At 39.4% G+C, this 26,858-nt stretch carries 18 protein-coding genes; 6 read left to right on the plus strand and 12 right to left on the minus strand.

From position 1 onward, the window contains the following. The first annotated feature begins 260 nt into the window (after window positions 1-260). The 3 genes from AB7E53_RS00005 to AB7E53_RS00015 all read left to right on the plus strand — a co-directional run bounded on the left by AB7E53_RS00005 (window position 261) and on the right by AB7E53_RS00015 (window position 4,716). On the plus strand, window positions 261-1,064 hold the full coding sequence (locus AB7E53_RS00005) for a glycosyltransferase (RefSeq protein WP_446773490.1): 804 nt from the start codon (window positions 261-263) through the stop codon (window positions 1,062-1,064). Between the two features lie 121 nt (window positions 1,065-1,185). Further along, window positions 1,186-3,381, plus strand: coding sequence for a peptidase domain-containing ABC transporter (locus AB7E53_RS00010; RefSeq protein WP_446773491.1), 2,196 nt, complete (start codon window positions 1,186-1,188; stop codon window positions 3,379-3,381). Window positions 3,382-3,396: 15 nt separating this feature from the next. After that, on the plus strand, window positions 3,397-4,716 hold the full coding sequence (locus tag AB7E53_RS00015) for an HlyD family secretion protein (RefSeq protein ID WP_446773492.1): 1,320 nt from the start codon (window positions 3,397-3,399) through the stop codon (window positions 4,714-4,716). Window positions 4,717-5,234: 518 nt separating this feature from the next. On the opposite strand, the gene AB7E53_RS00020 is transcribed toward AB7E53_RS00015, so the two are convergent. From AB7E53_RS00020 to AB7E53_RS00040, 5 genes are all read right to left on the minus strand, one after another. Further along, window positions 5,235-6,716, minus strand: a complete 1,482-nt coding sequence (locus tag AB7E53_RS00020; RefSeq protein WP_446773493.1) for a S41 family peptidase — start codon at window positions 6,714-6,716, stop codon at window positions 5,235-5,237. Continuing rightward, the gene (locus AB7E53_RS00025; protein WP_446773494.1) at window positions 6,700-7,998 is read right to left on the minus strand and encodes a radical SAM protein; all 1,299 of its coding nucleotides are present in this window, start codon (window positions 7,996-7,998) and stop codon (window positions 6,700-6,702) included. The genes AB7E53_RS00020 and AB7E53_RS00025 overlap by 17 nt, the downstream gene beginning before the upstream one ends. An 83-nt stretch (window positions 7,999-8,081) precedes the next feature. Then, window positions 8,082-8,252, minus strand: coding sequence for a hypothetical protein (locus tag AB7E53_RS00030; RefSeq protein WP_446773495.1), 171 nt, complete (start codon window positions 8,250-8,252; stop codon window positions 8,082-8,084). Between the two features lie 39 nt (window positions 8,253-8,291). Beyond that, entirely contained in the window at window positions 8,292-9,080 is a 789-nt protein-coding gene (locus AB7E53_RS00035) for a galactosyltransferase-related protein (RefSeq protein WP_446773496.1), read from the minus strand. A 15-nt stretch (window positions 9,081-9,095) separates the two neighbouring features. Continuing rightward, on the minus strand, window positions 9,096-10,100 hold the full coding sequence (locus AB7E53_RS00040) for a hypothetical protein (RefSeq protein ID WP_446773497.1): 1,005 nt from the start codon (window positions 10,098-10,100) through the stop codon (window positions 9,096-9,098). A gap of 387 nt (window positions 10,101-10,487) precedes the next feature. On the opposite strand from AB7E53_RS00040, the gene AB7E53_RS00045 reads away from it, so the two are divergent. The 3 genes from AB7E53_RS00045 (at window position 10,488) to AB7E53_RS00055 (ending at window position 14,155) form a co-directional block, all read left to right on the plus strand. Further along, window positions 10,488-11,249 carry an HlyD family efflux transporter periplasmic adaptor subunit gene (locus AB7E53_RS00045; protein ID WP_446773498.1) on the plus strand — a complete coding sequence of 254 codons (762 nt, stop codon included), beginning with the start codon at window positions 10,488-10,490 and terminating at the stop codon, window positions 11,247-11,249. A 503-nt stretch (window positions 11,250-11,752) separates the two neighbouring features. Next, entirely contained in the window at window positions 11,753-12,940 is a 1,188-nt protein-coding gene (locus AB7E53_RS00050) for a 6-bladed beta-propeller (RefSeq protein WP_446773499.1), read from the plus strand. Window positions 12,941-12,994: 54 nt separating this feature from the next. Further along, complete coding sequence (locus AB7E53_RS00055) at window positions 12,995-14,155, plus strand: 6-bladed beta-propeller (RefSeq protein WP_446773500.1); 1,161 nt, start codon at window positions 12,995-12,997, stop codon at window positions 14,153-14,155. A gap of 120 nt (window positions 14,156-14,275) precedes the next feature. Here the strand turns inward: AB7E53_RS00055 and AB7E53_RS00060 are convergent, their stop codons facing one another. The 7 genes from AB7E53_RS00060 to AB7E53_RS00090 form a co-directional block, all read right to left on the minus strand. Further along, a complete protein-coding gene (locus AB7E53_RS00060) occupies window positions 14,276-15,424 on the minus strand; it encodes a 6-bladed beta-propeller (protein WP_446773501.1) in 1,149 nt (382 codons plus the stop codon). 497 nt (window positions 15,425-15,921) lie between these two features. Then, window positions 15,922-17,019, minus strand: a complete 1,098-nt coding sequence (gene meaB / locus AB7E53_RS00065; RefSeq protein ID WP_079682728.1) for a methylmalonyl Co-A mutase-associated GTPase MeaB — start codon at window positions 17,017-17,019, stop codon at window positions 15,922-15,924. A gap of 11 nt (window positions 17,020-17,030) precedes the next feature. Continuing rightward, on the minus strand, window positions 17,031-18,104 hold the full coding sequence (locus AB7E53_RS00070; protein ID WP_446773502.1) for a DUF1573 domain-containing protein: 1,074 nt from the start codon (window positions 18,102-18,104) through the stop codon (window positions 17,031-17,033). 41 nt (window positions 18,105-18,145) lie between these two features. Beyond that, window positions 18,146-18,532, minus strand: coding sequence for a DUF1573 domain-containing protein (locus AB7E53_RS00075; RefSeq protein ID WP_068186525.1), 387 nt, complete (start codon window positions 18,530-18,532; stop codon window positions 18,146-18,148). Window positions 18,533-18,602: 70 nt separating this feature from the next. Further along, a complete protein-coding gene (locus AB7E53_RS00080; protein ID WP_446773503.1) occupies window positions 18,603-24,263 on the minus strand; it encodes an alpha-2-macroglobulin family protein in 5,661 nt (1,886 codons plus the stop codon). Window positions 24,264-24,425: 162 nt separating this feature from the next. Beyond that, window positions 24,426-25,139: a response regulator transcription factor RprY gene (rprY, locus tag AB7E53_RS00085; RefSeq protein WP_068186463.1), complete on the minus strand. Its 714-nt coding sequence runs from the start codon at window positions 25,137-25,139 to the stop codon at window positions 24,426-24,428. A gap of 2 nt (window positions 25,140-25,141) precedes the next feature. Continuing rightward, entirely contained in the window at window positions 25,142-26,695 is a 1,554-nt protein-coding gene (locus AB7E53_RS00090; RefSeq protein ID WP_068186465.1) for a sensor histidine kinase, read from the minus strand. Window positions 26,696-26,858: the final 163 nt, after the last annotated feature.

Below are 26,858 nucleotides of genomic sequence, written 5' to 3' on the forward strand. Positions count from 1 at the left end.
TCAAAAATGGATCAAAAATAAAAGAATCTAACCTGCGTTTAGATAACTTTTTTTATCTTCGCAAACAATGAGCACTGGTATACTTTTCAACTGGAATATGGTATACTTTTCAATTGTTATATACAATTGCTCATATAAACTACCGAAACTGTATAGACTTAGTTAGACGATTAAAATTTAAGAGTAATTTTAAAATTGTTTTATCGTGGCATTTTTCTCTTTGGTCAGATTTAATTGAAGAGATACAACTTAAGGAAATAATGAGAAAACATGACGATGGGTTTAATTTGGAAAAAAAAGAGAATGCTATTTTAGACGTTGTCGAACTCGAAAAAGACTTAATAAATAATTATTGTGATGTTGTTGTTGTATTGACAAAATGTACTTTGATGTCAATTCAATCAATATATAAAATTGATGCTTATAAAGTTAGACTAATACAAAATGGATTATATGATTTTAATTTCGTTGCTGATAAAAATATTTTAAAAAAAGAATTTAAGATATCATTAACCGAAAAGATTCTATTGTTTGTAGGGAGATTAGATGACAATAAAAATCTTCCCTTCCTTATTAAAGTCTTTAATAATGTATTATTAAAAGATGAAGATGTTAGATTAATTGTAGTTGGCTCTGGGAATTTTATAACTCCATTATTGTATGCATATCCTAATTATTCTAATATAACTTTTACAGGTTTTTTGAATAAAGAAGAACTTCATAAGTTTTATTTAATTGCAGATATAGGGGTTATTCCTTCGAGATATGAGGAGTTTGGTTATGTTGCCGTAGAAATGATGATGCATGGTCTTCCTGTAATTGCAAACAATTCTGGAGGACTATCTGAAATTATAGAAAATGATATCTCTGGTAAATTATTGAATTTATTCAATGGAAAAAACGAGGAAGAATCTGTGGATATTCTTTCTGATTCAATTTTAGATTTACTAAAAAATGAATCAGAGATGAGTAGATTAGGACGTAATGCTCGTAAGCGTTATTTGAAATGTTTTGAAATTATGAATTATAGAGAAAAAATGCTTAAAGTTTATAATGAATTATAGTGTTAAAATAATTAATTTTGAAAATATTGTTTAGTTTATACTATTAACAGTATCACTTACTGAAGTTTGTTTGTACAATCAGATATAAATTATTCTTATATTAAGAAGCTTATTTATTAATATGTTTAATAGACTAACAGTGTATTTTCAGCTAGACGCCATGGACTGTGGCCCAACCTGTCTTCGCATGATTGCGAAGTACTATGGTCGTAGTTATTCTTTGCAGGGACTTCGAGAGAAATCGTTTATTACCCGTGAAGGGGTGTCGATGCTGGGGATTAGTGAAGCGGCTGAAAGTATTGGGTTTCGGACTTCGGGGGTGCGTATTACATATGAGCAGCTTCGGGATGAGGCTGTAAAGCCTTGTATTCTACATTGGAATCAGAATCATTTTGTGGTTTGCTATAAAATAAAAAAAGGAAAGATTTATATTGCAGATCCGGCATCGGGGCTGGTGATGTATACGGAAGAGGAGTTTAAGCGGTGCTGGATAAGTACGAAAGTAAATGGAGAGGATACGGGTACCGCTTTGCTTCTGGAACCGGGGCCGGAGTTTTATGAGTTGGAGGAGGAAAAAACGGCTGTTAAACGTGATTTACGTTTTTTCTTTCGTTACCTGACTCCGTATAAAAGCCAATTCGTACAGCTGATTCTGGGAATGGTTACAGCCAGTATCCTGCAATTGATTTTGCCCTTTCTTACCCAGTCGTTGGTTGATACGGGTATCCGGGATGGGAATTTGTCATTTATCACACTTATTCTAATTACGCAACTGGCTATTTTTGTAGGGAAGTTATCGGTGGACTTCATACGTAGTTGGATATTGCTTCACATGAATACCCGGATCAACATTGCTCTGATCTCTGATTTTTTGGCCAAACTGATGCGGCTTCCCCTACACTTTTTTGATACAAAGATGATAGGGGATATTATGCAGCGTATTGGAGATCACGGGCGAATTGAGTCATTTCTTACGGGTTCTTCTATTAATACACTTTTCTCGTTTGTCAATTTTATTGTGTTCGGCTTTGTGCTTGGGTATTACGATTTAACGATTCTGTCTTTATTTCTATTGGGGAACGGACTTTATGTGGCCTGGATTCTTGCTTTTATGCGGTATCGGCGTGAGTTGGATGTCAAACGTTTTGCTCAGGCTGCCGGTGAACAGAGTAACTTGTATCAACTGATAACCGGGATGCAGGAAATAAAACTTAACAATTGCGAAACGCAGAAGCGATGGCAGTGGGAGCGTATTCAGGTAAAATTATTCAAAATCAGTATGAAGGGGTTGGCTTTGGAACAATACCAGCAGATCGGATCGGTATTTTTTAATCAGACAACCAATATCTTGATTTCTTTCCTTGCTGCACGTGCAGTGGTAGAGGGGCAGATGACGCTGGGTATGATGATGTCTTTAAGTTATATTGTGGGGCAGCTTACTTCTCCCATTGAGCAGTTCATCACCTTTGCCCGATCGTTTCAGGATGCAAAGATCAGCCTGGAACGCCTGGGTGAAATTCATCAGCGGGAAGATGAAGAACAGAATATATCCCTAAAGCTTAAAGAGCTTCCGGATGATCGCACGTTAAAACTGGAGAACTTGTCTTTTAGTTACGATGGAGCCGATCGCGACTATGTATTGGAGAATATCAATCTTACCATACCAGAAAACAAGGTGACTGCTATTGTTGGAGCGAGTGGTAGCGGAAAGACAACGCTGATTAAGTTGCTGCTTGGGTTTTATGAGCCCAACAAGGGATCCATCAAATTGGGAGAAACTCCCTTGAAGCATTTAAATCCGCATATGTGGCGCAGTAAAACCGGCTCTGTTATGCAGGATGGGTTTATATTTTCCGACTCTATCGCCGGAAATATTGCTGCCGGGCAGGAGGTGATAGATCCGGAACGTTTACGCCATGCGGTTACGGTGGCAAACATCCGCGATTTTATTGATTCGCTTCCGTTGGGGTATAATACAAAAATAGGTATGGAAGGCAATGGAATCAGTCAGGGCCAGCGGCAACGGATGCTTATTGCTCGCGCTGTATATAAAAATCCGGAGTTTATTTTCCTGGATGAAGCTACCAATGCACTGGACGCCAACAATGAAAAGGAGATAATGGAGCACTTGAATGAGTTTTATAAAGGTAAAACTGTGGTGGTAGTGGCTCATCGACTCAGTACGGTACGGGATGCCGACAAGATTGTGGTTCTTGATGGGGGTAAGATTGTTGAGGAGGGCTCGCACCAGGAGCTTACTGCAACAAAAGGGAAGTATTATCAGCTGGTGAAGAATCAGCTTGAACTTGGACAATAAGACGGTACAACACAAATGGAAGAAGAAAAGAAATACAAAGAGATAGAGCTAAGAAGCGAAGAGGTGCAAGAGGTGATGGGGCGAGTTCCGCCGTGGATATTGCGCTGGGGTATTGCTGTATTATTGGGTATTCTGCTTATCTTGCTTTGCGTAAGTTTCTTTTATCGTTATCCGGATGTCATTACTGCAGAGGTTACCATAACGACTGTAGATCCTCCGGTAAGTATTATCGCTCGTGCTACAGGTAAACTGGACAAGATTTATGTAGAGAATAATAGTCAGGTGTCGGCTGATGTTCCTTTGGCGGTTATCCAGAATCCGGCACGTACGGAAGATATACTTTGGTTGTCTTCGCAGGTTAGTGAATGGATTACAGCAGGAAGTGATCTGCTAATGGTTCGCCAGCGTTTTGGCGCTCGTCCTCTTCAGCTGGGAAGTGTTCAGGGAGCTTATTCTCTTTTTCTAACCAGCTTGCAGGATTACAGGGATTATAAATCGTTAAATTACTATCCTCAAAAGATTGCCTTTCAGCAAAAGCAACTTAGTATGCAGCACCAGTATTACGGAGGAGTGGTGGAGCAGAATAAATTGACAGAAGTTCAGTCTGAGTTGGCCCGATCGATGTTTCAGCGTGATTCGGCTCTTTATCAAAGGAAGATACTATCCGATGAGGATTTTGAAGTTTCAAAGAACAGTTACCTGCAAAGCAGGCAAACTTCTTTGTCTGTGAAGGCTTCTGCAAAACAGTCGGAAATGCAGTTAACGCAAGGTAAAGAGACGTTACTCGACTTACAGCAGCAGTCGTCTGAACTGGAGAATCGCTATATGCTGGCTTTGCGTACCGCTACAGAACAATTGGTTACGGCTATTAAATCCTGGGAACGGGATTATCTGATGGTGAGTCCCATATCCGGGACTGTAAATTTGATGGGTGTATGGAGTAACAATCAGAATGTGTTAACAGGGGAAACTGTTTTTACCATTGTTCCCGCCGCACAACACCAGCCAAAAGGAAAAGCGTTGCTTCCGGTACAAGGTTCAGGAAAGGTAAAGGTTGGTCAGCGGGTAAATGTGAGACTCAACAACTTCCCGGATCAGGAATTCGGTTATCTGATAGGCCGGGTAGAAAGTATTTCCAATATTCCTACACCGGAAGGTTACTATGTGCTCGAGATTGTATTCCCATCCGGGTTGACAACCAATTACGATAGGCAGCTTCCTTTAACCCGCCAGATGGCAGGAAGTGCAGAAATCATTACCGATGATCTCCGCCTGATTGAACGCTTCCTGATGCCTGTCCGTAAATTAATACAAGACCAACGAAGCCGAAAATAAGCTTATTGAATCATCCCAAAAGTGAAAGATAATTTCGCAAATTCGCTATGAGAAGATAACATAGAAAAAGCAATACTGTTTTTATCAGTATCAAAAAATTATTTACTGAATTGATAATTAATTTTTACTTTTTATCTAATTTGTAAAATATATTTGTTTTCATTGTAACTAATTGCCTATTAATCCTAATTTTATGAAAACAAAATATGATTTACTCGTATTTCATTGGTAAACTCGGTATATTAATACTCAATATGCCTTCCTACCTTTGTGCGCAAAACTAGAATATGGTATATTGGACATTAGTTTATTTCAAGATCATCTACGATAAATACAGTTTCACCGGAATAAACAGAATAAACAAAAATGACAAAATTTGTCGCAAATATTAGCGGATATAAACAAGATTAACTTTTTTGCGCTCACTTTACTCTTTTTATTTTTGTAAACAAAGAGATTTGACATAATATTCAAATCTTTTATGCAATAGACTGTTAACTTATATTTTGTTTGTGCTATTAGTCCTCTTTTACGTATTTTATCAAGGGGTCTTTAGTTGAAAGATATTCTTTACTATAACAATCATAATTCAGTATTTTGTCTGCAAAAATATTAATGTCCTCTTCAGAAATTTCAACTTCAACTTTATCCATATATGGATTATTTGCTCCTCCTCTTAGATCTGTTGCAAAAGCCAAAGTAAATACGATACCTGAATTTGGAAGTTTAAAAGCAATCGAGGGTAAAGTATAACCTCCTATCAAAGCAGAAGTTGCACCAACTGATATAATATGATCGTTTTCCCAAGCAATTGATGCTAATGCAGTAGCTGCCGAATAACTGGATTCGTCTTGAAGAATATATATTTTTCCATTAAAATGTACACTGTTACTATCCGGCAGAAGTACAACGTCCTGGTATACTTCTGTTTTTCGTCCTTTTCGTATTATTTTCAACTCGCTAAATGAAGATTGAATAGCATTTTCAATGGCTTCGTTATGATTGAACCCTACATGGTATTTGTATTTTAAAGGTTTATCTATTATTTTTTTTAATAAACTTATCCAAGCGCCGTCCGAACCACCCGGATTTGATCGTACATCAATTATTATCTTTTCAATATTAGGTGAGTAAGTTGTTAGAAATTCATTTGTATACCATTTTTCTTCAATCATCTCCGGTATTCGTATATATAGAATGTTATTATTAAGAGGCATTACTTTTCCGAAATTTGATTGAGCATGCATCTTCCCCTGTGTATTTACTTTTTTACTCACATCTAATTCGATTTCTTTACCTCCGATTGAAAGAGTAAATTTATCAAAGCCTATTAGGGGAAGAGCCATTGGGAAAAGACGAGTATAAGGTTTATTATTTATGGGATCCCAACGTAAATAGTACATTTTAGAATAATTGTCTTTAACAAATTGATTCATTGGTATGCCATTAATAGAACCTATCTTTTCTCCGGTATCAATATGAATTTCATTATATGTAAAAGGAAGAATATTATAATAATCTCCGTTCATATATTTTGTCAATAAATTAATTTTTACTCTTGAATTTACATATTCAGTTGTTAGCCGATAAAAATGGTCTGCATTTGTTGTATCTGATAGAGTAACGTTGCCTATTGTTGATAAAAAATATTCAGAGGAAGCATAATTTTTTAATGAATATCCGGGAATGATTTGTGAATGCCCGTCATACAACAAATTAAGCCCTTGGCGAATAATTTGTGTAAATTCTTCAATGGAAGTTGTAGTCGTTATTTCTCCGTATAATTTTTTAAATTCTTTATCTACATTTATACCTGTTCGCTCCTCTAATAAAGGTAAAGGAGAAAAATACTGATGAATATGACCTTGCAGAAATAGCAAATCATCCTGCATTTGTTCCTTCGTTATAGTTTGACTTTGTATTGGGTTGCCTATCAAACCAAGTAGAAACAGTATATAAAAATATTTATATATAGTAAAGCTCTTATTTATTAGTCTCATTTTTGTTATAGTATAAGGTGAAAAATTCTTTTAATTTATCTTTTTGGATTATGCAGACATCTAAATTGTCACCATCCTTGTTTTTTAGTTTCATAAAGGGACATCCACCGTTACAAATAGGTAGATATGAACATGTAAGGCATTCTTGTTCATATAGAGGATCCGCATCAACCATATATCGTGTATATAGTTCTGTATTTGTAATTCCGTCCCGAACATTTCCAATACTTTTTTCATCTCGACCAACATCACACCAACATTTATAAAGTTCTCCTTTAGGTCCAATTCCATAACTATTTTCACTACGAGCTGAACATTCCGTAATTGATGTTTGCGGATAATAATATTTTTCAAATGGATATTTATATCCATTTTTTAAGATAAAATCGCTTTGATCTAATCTATTAAGTATACAAGAAGACTTACTACAAGAATTATTGTACTCAGCAACATATGCCGGATAGAGGGATAATTTGGGGTTTGTAATTTTATTTTTTAGATAACTATTTAATTCGAAGAATTCATCAGCGTTATTTTTATCAATATCGACTCTTATGTTTACAAATATTTCAGGATATATTTCAAAGAGTTCAATAATATTATTTACAATCTTTTGGAAACTATCTTTATTCGTTTTATGCGGTCTTCTTTTATTATGAGTTTCTGATAATCCATCTATTGTTATTTGTATCTTTGAAATACATAAGCCTTTTAATTGTTCAATTTTCTTTCTATCTAATAAATAACCATTAGTAATCATAAATGCACTATAGTTATCAATAGATAACGCTTGTATTCGTTTTGTCAAAAATACTATTTTGTCAAAAGCCAATAAAGGTTCTCCTCCATACCATACTACTTGAAGCATTTGTAAATTTTTGTGTGAACTGATAAAAGAAATAATATTATTGGCCGTATCTGCATTTATTGTATTGCCCTTACTAGTATATTCCTCCTCAAAACAATAAGAACATGCAAAATTACATGCAATCGTTGGGGCAATAGCTAGAACGAGAGAATCTTGTTTGAATCTATTTTTTATTCTGGCAAGTTTAATTTTCTGAGCAAGAATATCATCATTTTCAACAAGGATTAAGTTTTCGTTTAATTCTTGTAGCAATTCATCTGTTATATTACAATAATCCCCTTTTTCAATTTGTTGTAAAATTTTATAGTCATCAGGATCAATTTCCAAGAGGTTGTTCGTAAATGAATTGTATAGTAAGAACTTATTATTTTCAATTTCCATAAGAAAATTATATCTAGACCAGTGTTTATTCATGGTTTATATATTTATGTAAATAGTATTAGTTTGATAAAGAATATCAAAGAATCTAAAGACTCTTTGATATTCTAGTTAATAAATTAACAAATGTTTGAACAACCACTGTCGAAGTTATAACAAGCTAGTCCAGGTTTAGAGCAATAGCCACTCTCTCCTCCGATTAGTTGATTCATTTTGTCTTTAGTCAAAACAGAATCAATTAGATTTTCGCCGCTTTTAATCACTAATTTTTTTAATCGTTTCTTTTTCATAATTCTAAATTATTAAATTAATTAATACTATATACCTCCTTATAAACGAGGTGTATTTTCATTTTGTTTAATACTCTCAACTATCTCAGATTTTGATGAGTTTTCTATTTTAAATCGTTCATTATCAGATATCATTTTGACTGTAGGAGCACGATATTTACTGTTATCTCCTCTTGGATGCCAAAGATGAAATAAATAGGTGTCAACCCTATATATTCTATAGTCGAACCCTATGAAGCGAAAATAACGGTCAAAATCATCATTACCCCAACCATAGTATTTTTCGTTTTCCATATTACAATCTATATATTTTTGAGTTTTTATAAAAACTGCTCCTCCAGCTAATAAATGAGGATATAACAGGTCTAATTTGCCTTTTTGTCGAAATAGAAATTGACTGTTTTTTTTCTTTATATAATAATTCCGTATAATTGGGGAAATTTCTAAACATTGTCCGTTATAAGGGTAAACAACATCAGCTTCATCATCTCTCAATTTTTTAACAGACTCAAAAATAGCTTTTTTATCTATAACTATATCAGCATCCCATATAGCGAGAAAAGGTGTTTTGACACATTGAGTCATTTGATTAAAATATTTGGTTTTGTGTAAAACCGGATCTTTATCTTCCACAAATAGGTAATTTGTTTTTGTGTTCAACATCTTTTTTAGAATACCATTATTATAAGAAGCAGATTCACATACATTTATATTTGTGTAAAAATAATTATTTAGCTTTTCAATTACAATTAGAATATTTTCTAATCGCTGAATCGAATCAAGCCTAATTAAAAAAAGAAACGTTACATCAGTCAGATTTGTTTTCATAGTTTTCAATTGTTTCTAGAAAATTAGAGGAATACTACAATAGCCTCCATATAACCCTTTGTAGGTTTCGAAGTATTCGTTTTCATTTAAAAGCGAAGCCCAAATACTTGATTCTTCTATTTTTTTTCGTATTTTTTGTTCATATAGCTTAAGATCTTCATCTGTAAAATAATTACGCAAAGACTTAAGTAAACAATGTATACTTGTAACGCCATTGTTAAAAAATATATTTTTATCTTTTAATTCGTGTGCAAGCATATAGTTTACATCTATATTATTTCTAAGTAGTAGAATATGCTTATACCAATTTTGATTATTTATTCGGGAATTTAACGCATTCATACCCCATAAAAGATACAATCGATTGGCGTGTGATATAGGAATAATTGATAGAACCGAGTAACTTATTTCTTCAATAATTTTTATTAACCTGTAATTATAGAAACTAAGATCATATAAAATACTTAGTAAATATAAGAATTGAGATAATGGGTTATCTATAGTGTATATTAATGATTCTTGATAGAGCTTAGTATCTATTTTTTCATATAAATTATTTATAGTTTGTATAACCAGCTCTTTGAATAAATATTCATTTTCACTGCCTTGCTTTTGTTCTTTAAGTCTAGTCTGTAAATAATAAGTAAGATGTATTAAAGATGGAAGGTCAAATTTGTCGGAATATTTAGAATACGACAATTGTTTAAATATTATATCATCTATATCTCCCAATACATCATTTAAGTTTCCCTGTGTATACCCTTCTTTTACTAAAAAGGTAATACCTAAACCAATACCAGCCAATCCATTTTTTACATCAATAGATGATACCTTTTGAATATTTATAAAAATATCATTAAGTAGCTTTAATGCAACATCTTGATATTCTGGGTAGTTTAACTTTCTGCTTAACACATAGAAATATAAACAAGCACCCATCTTACCTTGCGCTAATCCGAGAGAGTTATCCTTTTGTAAAGAAGATATTAGAGTCCTATTTAAAGTATGCGTATCTATCATATCTGTTTTTATAGTTTCCTATTTTTAATGTAATTGAAAGCGACTACCAGAACGTAAGCCATTTGGGGCCTAAGAAATCTGAGCAGGAGCATTTTCTCCACACATATCCTGGAAAAAAAGAAAGTAAATAGTAATGTGTTTCTCATAATGTAATTAATTCATCGCCTCAAAAGTAAATACAATATTTCACCCAATAATCATAAAATTGTTCACTTTTTGTTCACAAATGAGCTTCATTGTTAAATACTTAATATAAAATTATTAAATTCTTATATTGAACCGTCGCATCAATATATTTTTCATTCGCATTGAAAAGTTATTATATTTATTATCCGGCCCGTACTGAAGATATGCTTTGGATATCGGGACCAGTACTACGGAGGAGTGGTGGAGCAGAATAAATTGACAGAAGTTCAGTCTGAGTTGGCCCGATCGATGTTTCAGCGTGATTCGTCTCTTTATCAAAGGAAAATACTATCAGATGAGGATTTTGAAGTTTCAAAGAACAGTTACCTGCAAAGCAGGCAAACTTCTTTGTCTGTGAAGGCTTCTGCAAAACAGTCGGAAATGCAGTTAACACAAGGTAAAGAGACGTTGCTCGACTTACAGCAGCAGTCGTCTGAACTGGAGAATCGCTATATGCTGGCTTTGCGTACCGCTACAGAACAATTGGTTACGGCTATTAAATCCTGGGAACGGGATTACCTGATGGTGAGTCCCATATCCGGGACTGTAAATTTGATGGGTGTGTGGAGTAACAATCAGAATGTGTTAACAGGGGAAACTGTTTTTACCATTGTTCCCGCCGCACAACACCAGCCAAAAGGAAAAGCGTTACTTCCGGTACAAGGTTCGGGAAAAGTTAAGGTTGGTCAGCGGGTAAATGTGAGACTCAACAACTTCCCGGATCAGGAATTCGGTTATCTGATAGGCCGGGTAGAAAGTATTTCCAATATTCCTACACCAGAAGGTTTCTATGTGCTCGAGATTGTATTCCCATCCGGGTTGACAACCAATTATGATAGACTGCTTCCTTTAACCCGCCAGATGGCAGGAAATGCAGAAATCATTACCGATGATCTCCGCCTGATTGAACGCTTCCTGATGCCAGTCCGTAAATTAATACAAGACCAACGAAGCCGAAAATAAGCTTATTGAATCATCCAAAAAGTGAAGGATAATTTGAAAAGTGAAACCAAAAGTGAAGGATATTACGTCGAAAGTGAAGGATATTACGCCGAAAGTGAAGGATATTCCGTCAAAAGTGAAGGATATTCAGGCTAGATTATCTTCTATTATTTTGATTAATAGCGTGTTGTGTTGAAAAGTGAAGGAAGTGAAGGATATTTTCGCAAATTCGCTATGAGAAGATAACATAGAACAAGCAATACTGTTTTTGTCAGTATCAATAAATTATTTACCGAATTGATAATTATTTTTTCACTTTTTATCTAATTTGTAAAATATATTCGTTATCATTGCATCTAACAACCTATTATATTTGGTTTTATGAAAACAAAATATACTTTGCTCCAGTATTTTTACGAATGATGTGGTCGCGTAAATGAAGTCTCTGTCATTATTGGGATAGTATTTGGAATACATTATAAGTGAATAAACCTAGTTTCTGTTTTTTTAATCTAGATGGTATCATGAAAAGCAAATTTAGTATTTTATTGGGTATAATTGCTATCGCGGGATTATCGTGCCGTGAGTCTGGGCAGAAAAAATCTTTAACGTTCGCAGATTGCCCTGTAGTGGCTCAATGTATAAGCAATAATGGCGATTCATTGATTGTTTGTGATATTGAACAGGTGAAAGATACATTTAATGTACCACTAAGTTCCTTATTATCCTCTTTTGAAGTAATTCGGTTAGAAAATGCAGAAGAGGCGTTAACCGCTGTAGATGGGGTAGTCGCGGTAAGTGATAATTATATTGGAATCGCTTCATTTAAGGCAAAGGCTTACAAGCTTTATGACAAAAAAGGTAATTATCTGCGCACTTTATCCAAACCGGGGCAAGGACCGAATGAATACTATATAAGCATTTATGATAGTTATATTGATGAAAAAAAACAGAAAGTATATTTGATATCTGGAAGGGCCACGAAATTAATGGTTTTTGATTTAGAAGGTAACGCGATAGAGCATATTCCTCTTCCTTACGTTACGCATAAAGGAAGGTTTATTATTCATCCGGAAAAGGAAATGCTTACTATGATGGTACTTCCCTTTTTAGACACACCTTCGGTTATTTGGGAGCAGGATTTTAAGGGTAACGTTCATCAGGAAATCCCTTCCGGTCAGTTTGTGATTAAGCCAAGCGATTATAGCAATGAAATCTGGGAGTCTTTAAATACAAGTAAAATAGATTTTTCATTGGTGTATTGGCTACCAACAAGGGATACGCTTTACCATTATCAACCGGAGAATAATCGCTTACAGCCTAGATTCACTCTCCATTTCAATGAAGAGGTGATACGTCATAATTATATAGAATTACCGAATCACTATCTGGTGTGGTTGATAGACCAGGCTGCATGGTCAGAGATGCCCCGTTTTTCTAAAATTCTTGTCGACAAGAAAACTATGCGGGGATGCTATGTTGATTTTAAACTGGATATGCTTGGAAATATTGACGGACCCAATAAAATATCTTTCAGCAGAGGCTATTTTACAGCCATTATGGATTCGTATGCTTTGAAAGAACAATTGGAAAAAGCCCTTTCCCAACCAGATAAACTGAACCCGGAGATGCTCAAGAAGATTAAGGATCTTAATAACAGTATCACAGAAGATGATAATAATATCGTCTTTATTGGAAAATTGAAAGACTGAGATCGATATATTATGAAACAATAGTGTAAATTATAATACCTTAAATATAGTAGTATGAATAGATTAGCTGCAATTTTGACAATATTACTTGTTATGATGGTTGGTTGTGGAGGAAACAAACAATCCTCAGATAACTTTATCACTGTAGATGTTACTGCAAACTATCCTAAAAAAGAGCTAATACTACAGGACTTTATGGATGTGGAGTATATACCGTTGGAGACGACAGATAAATCTGTTTGTCAGGGTTTTATTCAAGCAGTTGGAAAAGATATTGTCATTGTAAGGAATTACAATGCCGATGGAGATATTTTTATCTTTGACAGAAAAACAGGTAAGAGCTTAAAAAGGATAAATCGAAAAGGTCAAGGTAATGAAGAGTATACACATATTCAGCGTATCATACTTGATGAAGACAATAATGAAATGTTTGTGAATGACCATTTTATTAAAAAAATACTTGTGTATGATTTAGAAGGTAATTTTAAACGAAGTCTTAAACAAGATGATGATCTCTACTTTTCTCATGTTTATAATTTTGATCAAGAGAGCTTGATATGTAATAATTATTGGGTAACTGATAAGAACCCATTTACAATTATATCTAAGAAAGACGGACGTATCATAAAAGAAATCGTAATCCCATTTAAAGAAAAGATATTACTTGATTTAATTGTTAAAGATGAGGCAAATAATATGACTTACGGAGTTACTCCTCAAACCTATAATCCCATTATTCCAAATTTTGATAATTGGTTACTCGTCGAGCAATCGTCCGATACGGTGTACAGATATTTTCTTGATCATACAATGAAGCCTTTTATCGTTCGTACTCCATCTGTTAGATCTATGAGCCCTGAAGTCTTTCTTTTTATGAGTATTGTTACTGATCGTTATTATTTTATGGAAGCAGTAAAAAAAGAATTTGATTTTAAAACTAGTGAGGGATTTCCTTCTACAGATTTAATGTATGATAACAAGGAAAAGGCTATTTTCAACTATGTGGTATACAATAATGATTACTCAGAAAACGCACTTGTAAATATGAAGGCTATTCCTGTTAATACAGAAATCGCTTCATGGCAAGCTCTAGATGTTGATCAGCTTACAGAGGATTATAAGAAAGGTATATTGAAAGGAAGATTAAAAGAAATTGCCGCAACACTTCGTGAAGATTCAAACCCAGTAATTATGCTGATAAAACATAAGAAATAAACTTTCTATTAAATAGGTCGGTTAGATCATTAAAATAAACTATCCCCTTCCATCTTGTAGGTTGTACAGTGGAAGGGGATAGTAAAGGAAATGTGTATTTCCATTGAATACTTTTACTAATTATTCCTTCGGTTTTATAAGCATAATTACGGGATTATCCTCTTCTTTTAAATTGGCAGCTATTTCTTTCAACCGGCCTTTTAGTTGCCCTTTTTCATTGGCATCCAAGAGGTACGAAGGCTCCAATAGTACGGAGTAAGCCACTTCTCCATTAATAGGACAAGCAGACAAATCCTCTTTTCGCTCATCAAAATCAGCATTATAAACTATTGATCGATACATTTTGCGTTCCTGTTTGTCATATACAAGATCCACCGTTGGCATTTCCTGATTCTTTTCGAAATCACACTCCTTTTTTACAGTCTGCATAAAATAAAAACGATCAGATAGAAAACCCGGGAAAAGAAACACTTCCGGTGTCATAGCCTGTACAGAAGGTGTTCTGACTATAAACGGGCGGAGGTTCGCATTCGGTTGATGTATATACACGGTATCAGACGATGGTTCAGACAATACCCAATTTCCGCGATATGAAGAAATGAAACTATTCTTAGGTGCACTACCATAAATCATTTCTCCCACTTGTTTCGTTATTACGGGCGAAATTCTTTTTTCAAATGGAATTTCAATATCTATCCGGTTACTATCCCGTTTCGACATCAGGAAAAATGTGCTAGCAAATGTTTCATTCCCAGTGGCATAAATGTCTTGTGAAAGGAAATGATCTGCGTCATAATCAAGCAAATTCGTTACAAGGGCACCTTTCTTATAAGGAATAGTTCTTTTATAAACTCCTTCCAAATCATACACCTGGATTTTACTTGATGGCCCATCATTCACATACATTTCTGTCTCTTCCTCATTCAAATGAACATTAAACGGTAGTATATACTCTTCCGGCCCATTTCCCTGGCGATTAATTTTCTTCAATCCTTTGCCAGTAACTCGGTCAAAGATTAAAATTTCTCCCTGGCGTACATTTGTCAGTATTAATCTTTTCCCACTAATATCAGCAACCTTTCCTTGCAAAATAAACTCGTCCGTTGTTTCCAATGGGATATATTCTACATTCATAAAATCCTGTAAAATAAGTTCTTTCTGGGGATAGTTGGCTGTAACATCAACTGTGATCAACTCTTCTTGCTGATGATCGGCACATCCTGTTAAAGCGAATAGAAACGCAGCTGCAAATAGATTTTTTCTTTTCATATTAATTATCAGTTTTATATGGTATGCTGTTTTTATAGTTTCAGATTGCTGATGTAATTAAAATAGACTTCCAGAACGTAAGCCATTTGGGTTTATGAACCATAAACAGAAATATTATCTCTAAATATATACTGAACTAAATAGAAAGTAAATAATAGTGTTTTTCGAATAATGTAATTAATCCATCGCTTCAAATGTAAACACAATATTTTATCCGATAATCACAAAATTGTTCACTTTTTGTTCACAAATGACTTGATTGAACATTTTCTGCTGTATAATATATAGATTATCTGCTATTGAGGTTTTTATTATTTATTTTTTAGACAATATGCTATGAATATGACTGCAGAAAGGAGTCATATAATGATTTTGAGTTTTGTTAAAGAGGTTCCTTTAACAAAACTCAAAAGATTATAAAAGCAATATGGGATTCGCCGGATTCTTATGTTATACAGGATTGAAGAGGGCGAAAATGTGTTTGCAGTGTAATTGGTTTATTTGCCGGACAGATTAGCCAGGTAGGTGTCTATCATGCGTTTGGCTGCAACAAATGAGCTAATTTCGTTGCTTAACACCTGGTTTTCGGTCTGCGACAGTATGGCGGTTACGGCTTTGTTGTTGTAGAAACTGTCTTTCAACGTTTCGTTGATACTTTCGTACATCCAGTATTTGGCCTGTTCGTTTCGTTTGAAGTCGAAATAGCCGTTGTCTTTGGTAAATCGTACGTATTCCGCTACCATATCCCAGATTTGCTTTATACCTATGTTGTAGTAGCCCGAATAGGTGAGCACTTTAGGGAACCAGCCCGATTCGGCAGGCGGAAACAGGTGCAAGGCGTTTTTAAACTGAGAAGCGGCCAGTCTGGCTTTATCCACATTATCGCCGTCGGCTTTGTTGATTATAATCCCGTCGGCCATTTCCATAATACCTCTCTTAATACCCTGCAGTTCGTCTCCCGTACCGGCAAGTTGTATCAACAGGAAGAAATCAACCATCGAGTGCACTGCGGTTTCACTTTGTCCCACTCCCACGGTTTCAACAAATACCGTATCGAAGCCGGCAGCTTCACAGAGTACAATTGTTTCGCGGGTCTTTCTGGCAACGCCTCCCAATGATCCGGCCGAAGGAGAAGGTCTGATAAAGGCATTCTTTTCTCTCGAAAGTGCTTCCATACGGGTTTTATCACCCAAGATACTTCCTTTGGAGCGTTCGCTGCTGGGGTCGATAGCCAGTACTGCCAGCTTGCGGCCTTCTTTGATGAGGTGCATGCCGAAAGAATCGATGGAGGTGCTTTTGCCGGCTCCCGGTACGCCTGTAATGCCGATGCGGACCGATTTACCTGCATAGGGCAGACAGCGTTCGATAATTTCCTGCGCCACTTGCTGGTGTTCGTGCTTGGCACTTTCCACCAGGGTAACGGCCTGACTTAATATGGTGATGTTACCTTCCAGAATTCCTTCCGTAAATTCGGCAGGCGTATAATCTCTGCGCTTGATCCTCTTTTTGAGGTAGGGACTTACAGAGGGCACTTCACGTACTCCCTTGTTTACCTTCAGTCCTTTGTATATATCTTCGTTTTCGGGATGATCCATGTTATTCATTTTTATTTGGATGCCGATATTTTGATCAGTCGTACCGGACCGTTGGGGTCGTTGCATACGATGTTGATCAGGGCTTCCAGTTTTGTTTTAATTTCTTTGGGACGCAACTGAACCGTGAAGGTGCATGTAGCTCCCGGTTTAATCTCTTTTTTCCCTCCCTGGATGGTTACCAGTTCGTTTTCGCAGCTGATACTGTGAATAACCAACGGCGATTTTCCGTTGTTTGTTACTTTAAACTTCTGGTTTGCCTTGCCTTTGTCTGATAAAACTCCGAAATCAATGAGCGTAGACGAAAGTTGAATCTGCGGGGCATTGGCTTTGGCCGTTGCAGAAAGCCGGCTGAAATCGTCCACCAGGTTGGCCGACACCTGTAATTTTCCTTTTACTTTTTTGCCTCCCTTGCTTATGTTCAGGGTGATGTTGTCTGTATATCTGCCTGGTTTTTTGGCGGCGTGACCGTCAAATAACAACGTTATCTCGCCTGTTTCACCGGGTTTAAGTACGGAGGGATTGATTTCCGCCATCAGGTAGGAGGGGAGTTTGTCGGTCTGGACAGACAGCTCTTCCTTGCCACTGTTCAGAATCATGACCCGTTCGCCTGATGTTGCCGTGGGTATAACACTGCTGAACAAAACGTTTTTTGTGTGCAGCTTCAATTCTCCGATGGAATAGGGATATGAAAAATCCGGTCGGAACGGGCGTGGCGTTACCGTGCCTTTTACAGCAAGGTTGAAACTTCCCTTCTTACCGTTACTGTAAATAGAGATGATCTTTGTGAACGGCCCGGGCCTTCCGGCGGGGTCGTAGCTGACTTTTACTTCGGTTGTCTTACCCGGACTTACAGGTTCTTTGGACCATTCCGGACGGGTACAGCCGCAGGAGGCGGTAACCCGGTTTATAACCAGCGGCTTGTCGCCTGTATTCTGAACAATAAATACATGCGAAGCCAGTCCGGCTTCTTCGGCAATGGTGCCGAAATTGTACGTGAGTTCTTCCGAATGGATAACTGCTCCCGTTTGTGCGGAAGCAGTTAATACCATCAGTATGAAGCTACATAGTAGGAGCAACCGTTTCATGTTTAGTCAGCTTTGTTGCGCAAGGCGCAGTTATTCAATACTTATTTGCCTGTTACTTCGCCACGGATGGAGAGGATAAAACTTCCTACCTTGCCGTTGCTGTATACGGAAATAGTTTTTGAAAACGGACCTGGACGGTTTACCGGATTGTATGTAACATCGATTTTACCTGTTTTACCGGGAGCAATGGGTTCTTTAGTCCAAACCGGGGTGGTGCAGCCGCACGAAGCAATAACCCGTGTTATCACCAACGGGGCATCGCCCTGGTTGGTTATTACAAACGTATGTGTTACATTGCCATCCGCTTCTTTGAACTTGCCAAAATCATGAACCGCATTATCTACTGCTATTACAGCTTTTTTCTCCTGAGCCGTAGCCATTCCGGTTACCAGCATAAGAGCCATTAACATAAATACCACTTGTCTCATCATAACTATAAAATTTATATGCTTACAGCCACAAAGTTAATAATTTTATCATACCAACGCCGGTTACGCATTAATCTTGTACCAAAATTTTTGAACCGGCTGTGTGGGAAACAAATTCGGGTGCATACAAACATTGAATGGTGCTGATGCCTCCGCTGTAATTTCCGCTTCTTTCCGTATATACGGCATACTCCAGCACAAAGGTCCCTTTGGGTAGCCGGTGGATAAAGAAATGTTCGGCTGCATCTTCCGGAGCATGGTACATCCAAAGACCGTCTTTATAGCTGGAACCTGCCATTTGTTGGGTTGGTTCAAAGCATCCGGCACGTAAATCTTTCAGATGCACATATTCCATGTCGCGGTCTGCGCGAAGGGTCAGCCGTACAATTACTTTATCGCCTTTGTGCAATGGAGTTCCGTCGGTTACCGGTTGCAGTTCGATTCCTTGTCCGTTGTTCCTTTCTACAAACAGCTTCTTTTCTACCTGCAAAGCGCCTTTACTTGCGGTTACTTGCTGGATTTCTTCGAAATACTGACGGTAGAGGGCGCCCCATAACGGAGCGTTGGCGGCCGACTTAACCACTACTTTTTGCATGGAGGGGGTGATTGCGCTGCCGGTAACCACTGTTTTTATATATCCCGTTCCTGCTTCTCCCTGATTTGTATCGATCTGGTTGTTTCCCCAGGTGAGGGTGCTGCTGTTTTGATTGCTAAGCCAATCACTTCCTGTGGCGATAATGGCATGTATTGCATTTACCGTTGCGGGGTCGGATTCCCAAACCTGCGTTCTTTTCTGGTTGAGAAGCCACTGTTTGAGGCGATCGGTTTCGCGGGTGTCTGCCGACAGGGTACGGAATACCTTCATCAACAGGCAGTGGGTGTCTATGGCGCTGGTAAAGAAACCTGACTGGCGGTTGTTGGCCCAGTACATACCCAGCTCTTCCGATTGTGTGGCTGTTTTGCGTAACCAGCTCAGAATGGCCTTTGCTGTTGCTTCTTTGCCTGTTTCGTGCATCAGCAGGGCGGTATAGGCTTTACCGTAAAGTGACTGCTTGTTCCAGTCTTTTTCGGCCAATTTGCTGTAATGAAGGATGGCCCGGCTTGTTTTCTCGTCGGGTTGTGCCGCATTCTTAAATTGGGTGCGGAGGTAAATATAGCCCGGTATGCTGTTGTCCGATAATTCTTTCTTGTCATACATTCGTACCAGTTCGGTATCCATGTATGAAAGCGCTTTGTTGATCATCTCTGTTTCTGTCTGGGTAAAGGTCATGTTGCCGATTTCGGCAAGCTGTGCCATCCCTTTTAAGATATAGACGGTAAGCTGAGGCGTTTCGGGCATTCCTTTAAACCAGCTCCAGCCGCCGTCTTCGCTTTGAAGTTCCTGTAAACGGCTTAGGGCCTGATTGCGTAGCTGCTGGTTCCGGTTGCTGTCAAACAGCAGGATGAGGCGTTGCTTTTGTTCTGCCTCGCTGGCTGCTTCCAGTACCCAGGGTGTTTCTTTCAGAAGCAGCTGTTTGAGCGATTCGTTTTGCTGCAGCTTCGATTGAAGGGTCTCCGCTGTTTCTCCTTGTGCCTTCCATTGGGCAACCATCGGCTGGATACGTGGATTGGATTTGGCGAGCGACGAGGCGATCGTATTGCTTACATAGGCGGTAAACCAGGAGATGAGGTTGTCTGTAGCGGGAACCGACAGGGTAGGCAGGGCCTGGACTGCATACCAGACCGGATTGGCGGTTACCTCGAGTGTCATGCTGTAGGGGGATTTGCTGCCCGGAGAACCTCCCTGAGGGAAGGAGACTGTTTTTTCTCCACTGCCGGATTGGTAGAAGGGGATGCTTTCAGTAATTGAAATGCGGTTGGCAAGTACGGGCAACAGGTGTTGTTCGCCGTCGCTGGCCTGGGGCGTTTCTGCAATGATGCGGCAGATTAGCAGGTCGTATCCTTCCGGAACAGGGAACTGCCAGCTTGCTTGTCCGCTTTCTCCGGCAGCAAGTGTAAAGGGTTTGGCTGCTTTTGTCATGCAGACCACTATTTCGTCGGTCGCCGGGTCAACCAGTTCAAGGCGGACTTTGCCGGAGATTTCGTGGTCTGCCAGGTTGATGATCTGGGTGGCAACGGATACATCGTCTCCTTTCCGCATAAAACGGGGTAGGTTAGGTAGTACCATCAGCTCTTTTTGTGAGATAACATTGCCGCTCCAGGTTCCGTACTGCAACTCTTTGGTATGGGCAAGGGCCATCATCCGCCAGGTTGTATTGCTTTCGGGCAGGCGGAATTTTACCTCCCATTCGCCGGCCTTGTTAGTCTGCAGTGTAGGATAGAAGAAGGCGGTTTCGGCGAAATTGCGACGAAGCTGAGGGGCTGCTTCCCTGTTTTCTGGTTGAACGTTCGGGGCTGCGGCAGGAAGTTCGTCTACTAATGCGGCTTCTTCCTGTACAACAATATTGTCCGACTCCATTTTACTTGAGACGGACATGCCTGCTGCAACCGACTTGGTGGCCATTCGCTGGATGCCCGATTGGTACAGGTTGTATCCATCCGGCGAGTAGAATGCTCCCTGCCAATCCAGTCGGTCGAATTTCCATTCCAGATCGGGAATTTCTTTCAACGGTGCAGCATCCCAGTTGGAGTCATCTTGAAAGGATTTGCCGCTTACCCAGCTTATAGTTGGTATATGAACGTAGGAAGTGGGATTGAACCACCAGTTGTGACCCTTTATCTTGTCCAACGATGCATCGTACATGCCTGCAAGGATTTCGGCCATTACGGGTAACGAATCCTTATCGGCAATCTTGAATGTCCACGTTTCTTCATCTCCCGGTTTTAATTTGTCGCGGAAGGTTACCGGCTTGATAAACAGCTCGCGTGAGGGTTCTTGTTTCTTTAGAGAGATTTGACGGGTGTGGAATGCTCCGTCTTTTACAAAGGCGAAGGATATGGTTACGCCTTTCCCGTACTCATTCTTGTACGGCAGACGGAACCTGCGGTTGGCATCGGATAATTTGATCCATTCGCGGTGTATGATTCCCTTCTCGCCGGCTATTTCATATAAAACGGTGGCCTGTTTGAAGCTGGTTCCGAAGGTGAAGAGGGCCTCTTCGCCGGGAAGACAGCTGGTTTTTTCTTCTACTACCCAGGTGGGGGCATAGACAGGCGGTTTTTTGTCGCCCGTTCCGTAGAGGATAAACTCACTTTGTTCGGTTACTGTCCGGTTTTTGGAATCACTTCCTTTTAGCTCGATGCGGTATCTTCCGGATGAAAGTTTCCGTAATAGGGAGCTGCCGATGGAATCGCCGGCATTGAACTTGCCGGATATAACCTGGCGTACTACCGGCAACTTGCCCGGATCGGTATCCATTGCCGACGAAGGGTTGTCGCGAAGCAAAGAGATTACGTAGGAGCCGTTGACTACCTGTGCGGGTTTGTTGTTGCTGTTGGTTACTGTCAGCAGAATGCCTGCTTTTTCCTTATCCAGCATTTGCTCTGTTTCGGCATGCAGGAAGATGGATGCTGCGCCGACGAGAAACTCGGACCGGCTTTCCTGTGATTCTCCTTTGCTGTCGGTCGACACCACTATCACCTCGTAACGATACATAGCTTTTGGATCTTTTGAATCGGCTTTTGCTGCCTGAGGCGTAAAGCGGATTGTAAACGTCCCGTCTTGTTTAATGGATACGGTTCCGTTGGCAACCTGTCTTTCTTCGGAACGAGGAATGAATCCCCGCATCCATTGTGGTTTCCGCATGATCCGGTAGTTTACGGAGCCTCCTTGTATGGAGGTGCCCGAGAAGGTTTTTGCTTCGCCGTGAATAAACAGGTCGTCGCCAAATGCCACCGCATCGGTTACCGGTTGTAACTTGAGGTCGAAGGTCGGTCGTTTGTATTCAGCTACATCGAAGTTAACCGCTCCATAGCTGGTCTCGATGGTGAATGTCCCGTTCAGGACAGATGCCGGCAGCGTGAATTCGCCGGAAAAGGACCCGAAGTTACTGGTGCTTACTTCGCGGGTAGCCACCTCTTTGTAGTTGGCATCACGCAGGGTGACGGTGTATTTGTTTCCGTTAAGCAGCTTCGGTTTTTCTGTATCGCGTACAAAGGCAATTCCTTTGAAGAATACGGTTTGTCCGGGGCGGTACAGGCTCCGGTCTGTGAACAGGGATATCTCAGGCTGCTCTTCCACTTTTACGGAGTAGGGACGGTAGGCATAGAAATTGGAAAGCAGCGAACTGCTGTCGCCACGGCCGACCGGCTGATACAAAAGAAACTTGTTGGTCTCCGGCAGTGAAACGAGTCCGTTTCCATCGCTGACCAGTGTGTTTGTAAGATTCAGTTTGTTTTTGGTCCGTTCGAACAGACGAACTGCAATGTTCTTAAGGGGCTGTCCGCTTTTAAGATCGGTTACCAGCAGCTCCTGTTTACCGGATGGTAGGGTACGCGAAACAGCAGCCAGACGGGTTACCGCTACAAGATGGCTGACCGTTTCCCTGTTTCCGGGAGAAGCAATTTCGCATTCGTACAGTCCGGGTTCGAGGGCTGGTAAGGCAAGGGTGGTGTCTTGGGTAGACCAGGTGTTGGGGCTGACAAACGTATAGAGTTGTTGTGATACTAATTTTCCTCTTTTCTCTTTGACCTCTTTGATGTTGCCTGTATATTCTGGGGCCTCTTCTGGGAGCAGGAGACTGCGGTAGATGGAAAGGGTTACCCGTGACTGATTCTTATATTGCAGTTTCAGCTGATTGCTTGTGCCGGGATAGATTGCCTTTTTCCCGGTAACAGAGAGAGTAGGCTGTTCGATCTGATCGATTGCAGCTTGAAGAAGGGCGGTTCTTTTATAGGATGGAAAGGCCGCAATACCCTCCTTACATAGATTTATCAGGATGGTCTGTATGGAATCTTGATTTTCTGTTGTGTTGAGAATGCCCTGAAGCATATTTACCTTGACAAGCCTGATCTCATTGGAGAATTCGTTGCTCTTGCGCTTCTGCAGCAGACTGTCCAGGGAAGCCATGTAAGATGTATCGTCCGGATCTTCTTGCGCTGTTGCATTATATTGCAGGTGCTGCAGTGTGGCATACAAGGCTGCTTGTTCGTTGTTATTCTTTTCGTGAAACGACCGCAGCTGGTTGTACAGATTATTTATAACAGCGGCTGTTGCTGCGTCGTCTTGCTGAAGAGTGGAGAGGGTTTGTATTCCTCTGTAAGTCAGCAGATCGAAAAGGCTGGGACGCAGTTGAGGGGAGTCTTCACCCGACTCAAGGATCTCACGGTAGTTTTGTGCCGGTTTTTGTTGTAGTACATCGGCCGGAGTAAGTGATTTTAGAACCAGTTCCTTTATCTTGTCGGCATACAGATTGCTTGTCCACTCCCGGATATCCGACGGAACAAAGCCCTGAATGTTGGTACGCCTGTTGATATTGTATCGGTTGGCATTGTAATGCTCGTTGTATAAGTCGGCTTCCATGGAGTAGAGGATGGCTTTGATAGCCGGATCCTTTTCCTGCAAGGCCTTCTGCTCCGTTTTGGAAATCAGGGCAGGCAATTGATCCCGGTCTTTTTCCAGTGCCTCTTTGATCTCTGTAATATAGGCCTTGAGGGTCGAAGATTGAGGTGTGGCTGCCGGAGCGGCTTTGACAGTAGTTTCCGATTGGACAAAATTTGCCCGGGTGTAAATAAATGCCGCAGGTATACCACACAATAGTACGGCTGTTAAGAGTATTGATTTTATCTTCATATCATTTAGTTTATAGTATAACCATTATCTATACACTATAGATACAAAGAAAAGGGAAAAAGCTGTATAAGGCAATTGATTTTGTTAAAAAGGGGGGGAGGTGTAAACAAAAAAGAAGCATCCTGTTTGGGATACTTCTTTTTTAAACACAAAGGTGTTGTTTTATTCTTTGGTGACTTCTTCACTGTTAGGGGTGATAAGCTTATATCCTTTACCGTGAATGTTGATGATTTCGATTCCGGGATCGTCTTTAAGCAACTTACGAAGTTTAGTGATATAAACGTCCATACTACGGGCATTAAAGTAGTTATCGTCTACCCAGATAGTCTTAAGTGCATAATTACGCTCCAGAATCTCGTTTGCATGAGCACAAAGCAGACTCAGTAATTCGCATTCTTTGGTAGTAAGTTTGGTGGCCTTGTCGCCGATGGTTAATGTTTGTTTTTGTGTATCAAACATAAAGTTACCTAAACGGTAGAAAGGAATGTCTTTCATCTTTTTCCCCTTAACACGACGAAGGATGGCTTCGATACGAAGCAGCAACTCTTCCATACTGAAAGGTTTGGTCAGATAGTCGTCCGCACCGATCTTGAAACCTTCCAGAATGTCTTCCTTCATTGTTTTAGCAGTAAGGAAGATAACAGGAATGTCCGGATTGAGTGCTCTGATTTCCTGAGCCAATGTGAAGCCGTCTTTTTTAGGCATCATAACATCCAGTACACATAAATCGTATTTGCCTTTGGTAAAGCCTTTGTATCCAGCTTCTCCGTCGGAGAAAAGATCAGTAACATACCCTTTTGCCTGTAAGTATTCTCTTAAAAGCATTCCTAAGTTTTCGTCGTCTTCGCAAAAGAAGATCTTTAGTTTTTCTTCCATAACTAACTTTTTATAAGAGGTAAAGTAATAATAAATTTTGTTCCCACATTGATTTCACTATCGGCACGGATGCTGCCGTTGTGATCTTCAATAATTTTACGAACATAAGCGAGACCCAGTCCGAATCCCTTTACATCGTGTACATTCCCGGTAGGCACACGGAAAAAGCGGTCGAAAACCTTCTTTACATACTCTTTCTTTATACCTACTCCGTTGTCCTCAATGGAAATCATCAGTTTTCCATTCTCATTCCATGTCCGTGCCATAAGCTCCAGCGGTACATCCGGACGGCGGTATTTAACCGCATTGTCCATCAGGTTGAACAGCACATTGGTGATGTGCATTTCGTCCACATAGATGCTTGACTCTTCAGCCTGCAAATCAATATCAATGGATCCTCCGTACTTTTCCACTTTTAAGGTGAAAGTATGGGCGATATTCACCACAAGGTCGTTGGCATCTACCTCTTTAAGCTTAAGGGCGGCCTTCTGACGTTCAAAAAGAGACATCTGCAATACCTTTTCAACCAGAAATCCCAATCGTTTGGTTTCGTCGTTTATCACACCCGAAATGTGCTTGAATACATCCGGACTTTTGGTTATATCCGAGTCCTTCAGCATTTGTGCAGCCAGGGAAATGGTTGAAACCGGAGTTTTCAGTTCGTGGGTCATGTTGTTGATAAAGTCGTTCTTCATTTCCGACAGTTTCTTCTGGCGGAATACAATGTACATTGTGAATACGAAGGTTATCAGCAATATAAGGGAAAAGATAACCGACGGAACTAAAAAAGTTACCGAACTGGATATGTAATCGTCCTTTGTGGGAAAATAAACACGTAAGAAATTTTGTTTCGATGGCGGATCGTTGGGGAAAAGTACCTGCGTAATCACATCGGATGCGATGCGATCCTTCTGGATGTCGTCACTTTGATAGACAACCGTCCCGTTTTTGTCGATCACCGAAAACTGGTATGGCAGATTCAGCCCATTGTTCAGAAACTCGGCCTTCAGGTAATTGTTCAATTTCTTGAAGTCCACCCTTTCCTGAATAGGCTTCAGACTGGAGGTGTACAGCATATTCAGAATAACCTCTTTGATCAGCTCCTGTTGATACTGGTACCGGTCTTTCAATGTTTTTTGCAAATCGCGGGATGTATTTACAATGTTATTGGCCGACGATTGACGTGGATTGGCCGGAACCGACTGTATCCGGCTGGTATATTCCCTTTTCTGCATGATGGATACCGAGCCATCCGAGTCTGATATCTGTAGCTGATATTTTTCCTGATTGATTACCTGGGCCAGATCCTGTGCATCCTGAGAACTTTGAAATACAAAGCTGTTCTGATCGCGTTGTATATCTTCTTCCAGGTATTTTTTAGTTTCATCAAGTTCCAGATTCTTCGAAACCTCGAGCAGACTTCTTTTTACAGTTTCTGTAAACTGGTCGTTGCTTGTCTTAAGGATGATGCTTACGTAGGTAACCTGCAGATATAGCAGTCCCCCGAACGCAAAAACCATAACCAATGCAAGTAACCAGATTGTAGACTTCCTCATAGCAAGAATTTTTCTCTATTATAGGAAACAAATAAAGCGCCTTTTAGTTTAATATTTACACAAAAAAGTTAAAAACATTGCGCTTAAATGTTTAAAAACATTTATTTATAACTTTATGTGTATCGATATTTTAAGTTAATTGATGGGTGCCTGTAATATAAAC

Source organism: Macellibacteroides sp. (assembly GCF_050251695.1).
Taxonomy (GTDB): Bacteria; Bacteroidota; Bacteroidia; order Bacteroidales; family Tannerellaceae; genus Macellibacteroides; species Macellibacteroides fermentans.

Coding starts and splice junctions, on each gene's coding strand:
- AB7E53_RS00005 (WP_446773490.1), top strand. CDS start 261: ATGAGAAAACATGACGATGGGTTTAATTTGGAAAAAAAAGAGAATGCT.
- AB7E53_RS00010 (WP_446773491.1), top strand. CDS start 1,186: ATGTTTAATAGACTAACAGTGTATTTTCAGCTAGACGCCATGGACTGT.
- AB7E53_RS00015 (WP_446773492.1), top strand. CDS start 3,397: ATGGAAGAAGAAAAGAAATACAAAGAGATAGAGCTAAGAAGCGAAGAG.
- AB7E53_RS00020 (WP_446773493.1), bottom strand. CDS start 6,716: ATGAGACTAATAAATAAGAGCTTTACTATATATAAATATTTTTATATA.
- AB7E53_RS00025 (WP_446773494.1), bottom strand. CDS start 7,998: ATGAATAAACACTGGTCTAGATATAATTTTCTTATGGAAATTGAAAAT.
- AB7E53_RS00030 (WP_446773495.1), bottom strand. CDS start 8,252: ATGAAAAAGAAACGATTAAAAAAATTAGTGATTAAAAGCGGCGAAAAT.
- AB7E53_RS00035 (WP_446773496.1), bottom strand. CDS start 9,080: ATGAAAACAAATCTGACTGATGTAACGTTTCTTTTTTTAATTAGGCTT.
- AB7E53_RS00040 (WP_446773497.1), bottom strand. CDS start 10,100: ATGATAGATACGCATACTTTAAATAGGACTCTAATATCTTCTTTACAA.
- AB7E53_RS00050 (WP_446773499.1), top strand. CDS start 11,753: ATGAAAAGCAAATTTAGTATTTTATTGGGTATAATTGCTATCGCGGGA.
- AB7E53_RS00055 (WP_446773500.1), top strand. CDS start 12,995: ATGAATAGATTAGCTGCAATTTTGACAATATTACTTGTTATGATGGTT.
- AB7E53_RS00060 (WP_446773501.1), bottom strand. CDS start 15,424: ATGAAAAGAAAAAATCTATTTGCAGCTGCGTTTCTATTCGCTTTAACA.
- meaB (WP_079682728.1), bottom strand. CDS start 17,019: ATGGATCATCCCGAAAACGAAGATATATACAAAGGACTGAAGGTAAAC.
- AB7E53_RS00070 (WP_446773502.1), bottom strand. CDS start 18,104: ATGAAACGGTTGCTCCTACTATGTAGCTTCATACTGATGGTATTAACT.
- AB7E53_RS00075 (WP_068186525.1), bottom strand. CDS start 18,532: ATGAGACAAGTGGTATTTATGTTAATGGCTCTTATGCTGGTAACCGGA.
- AB7E53_RS00080 (WP_446773503.1), bottom strand. CDS start 24,263: ATGAAGATAAAATCAATACTCTTAACAGCCGTACTATTGTGTGGTATA.
- rprY (WP_068186463.1), bottom strand. CDS start 25,139: ATGGAAGAAAAACTAAAGATCTTCTTTTGCGAAGACGACGAAAACTTA.
- AB7E53_RS00090 (WP_068186465.1), bottom strand. CDS start 26,695: ATGAGGAAGTCTACAATCTGGTTACTTGCATTGGTTATGGTTTTTGCG.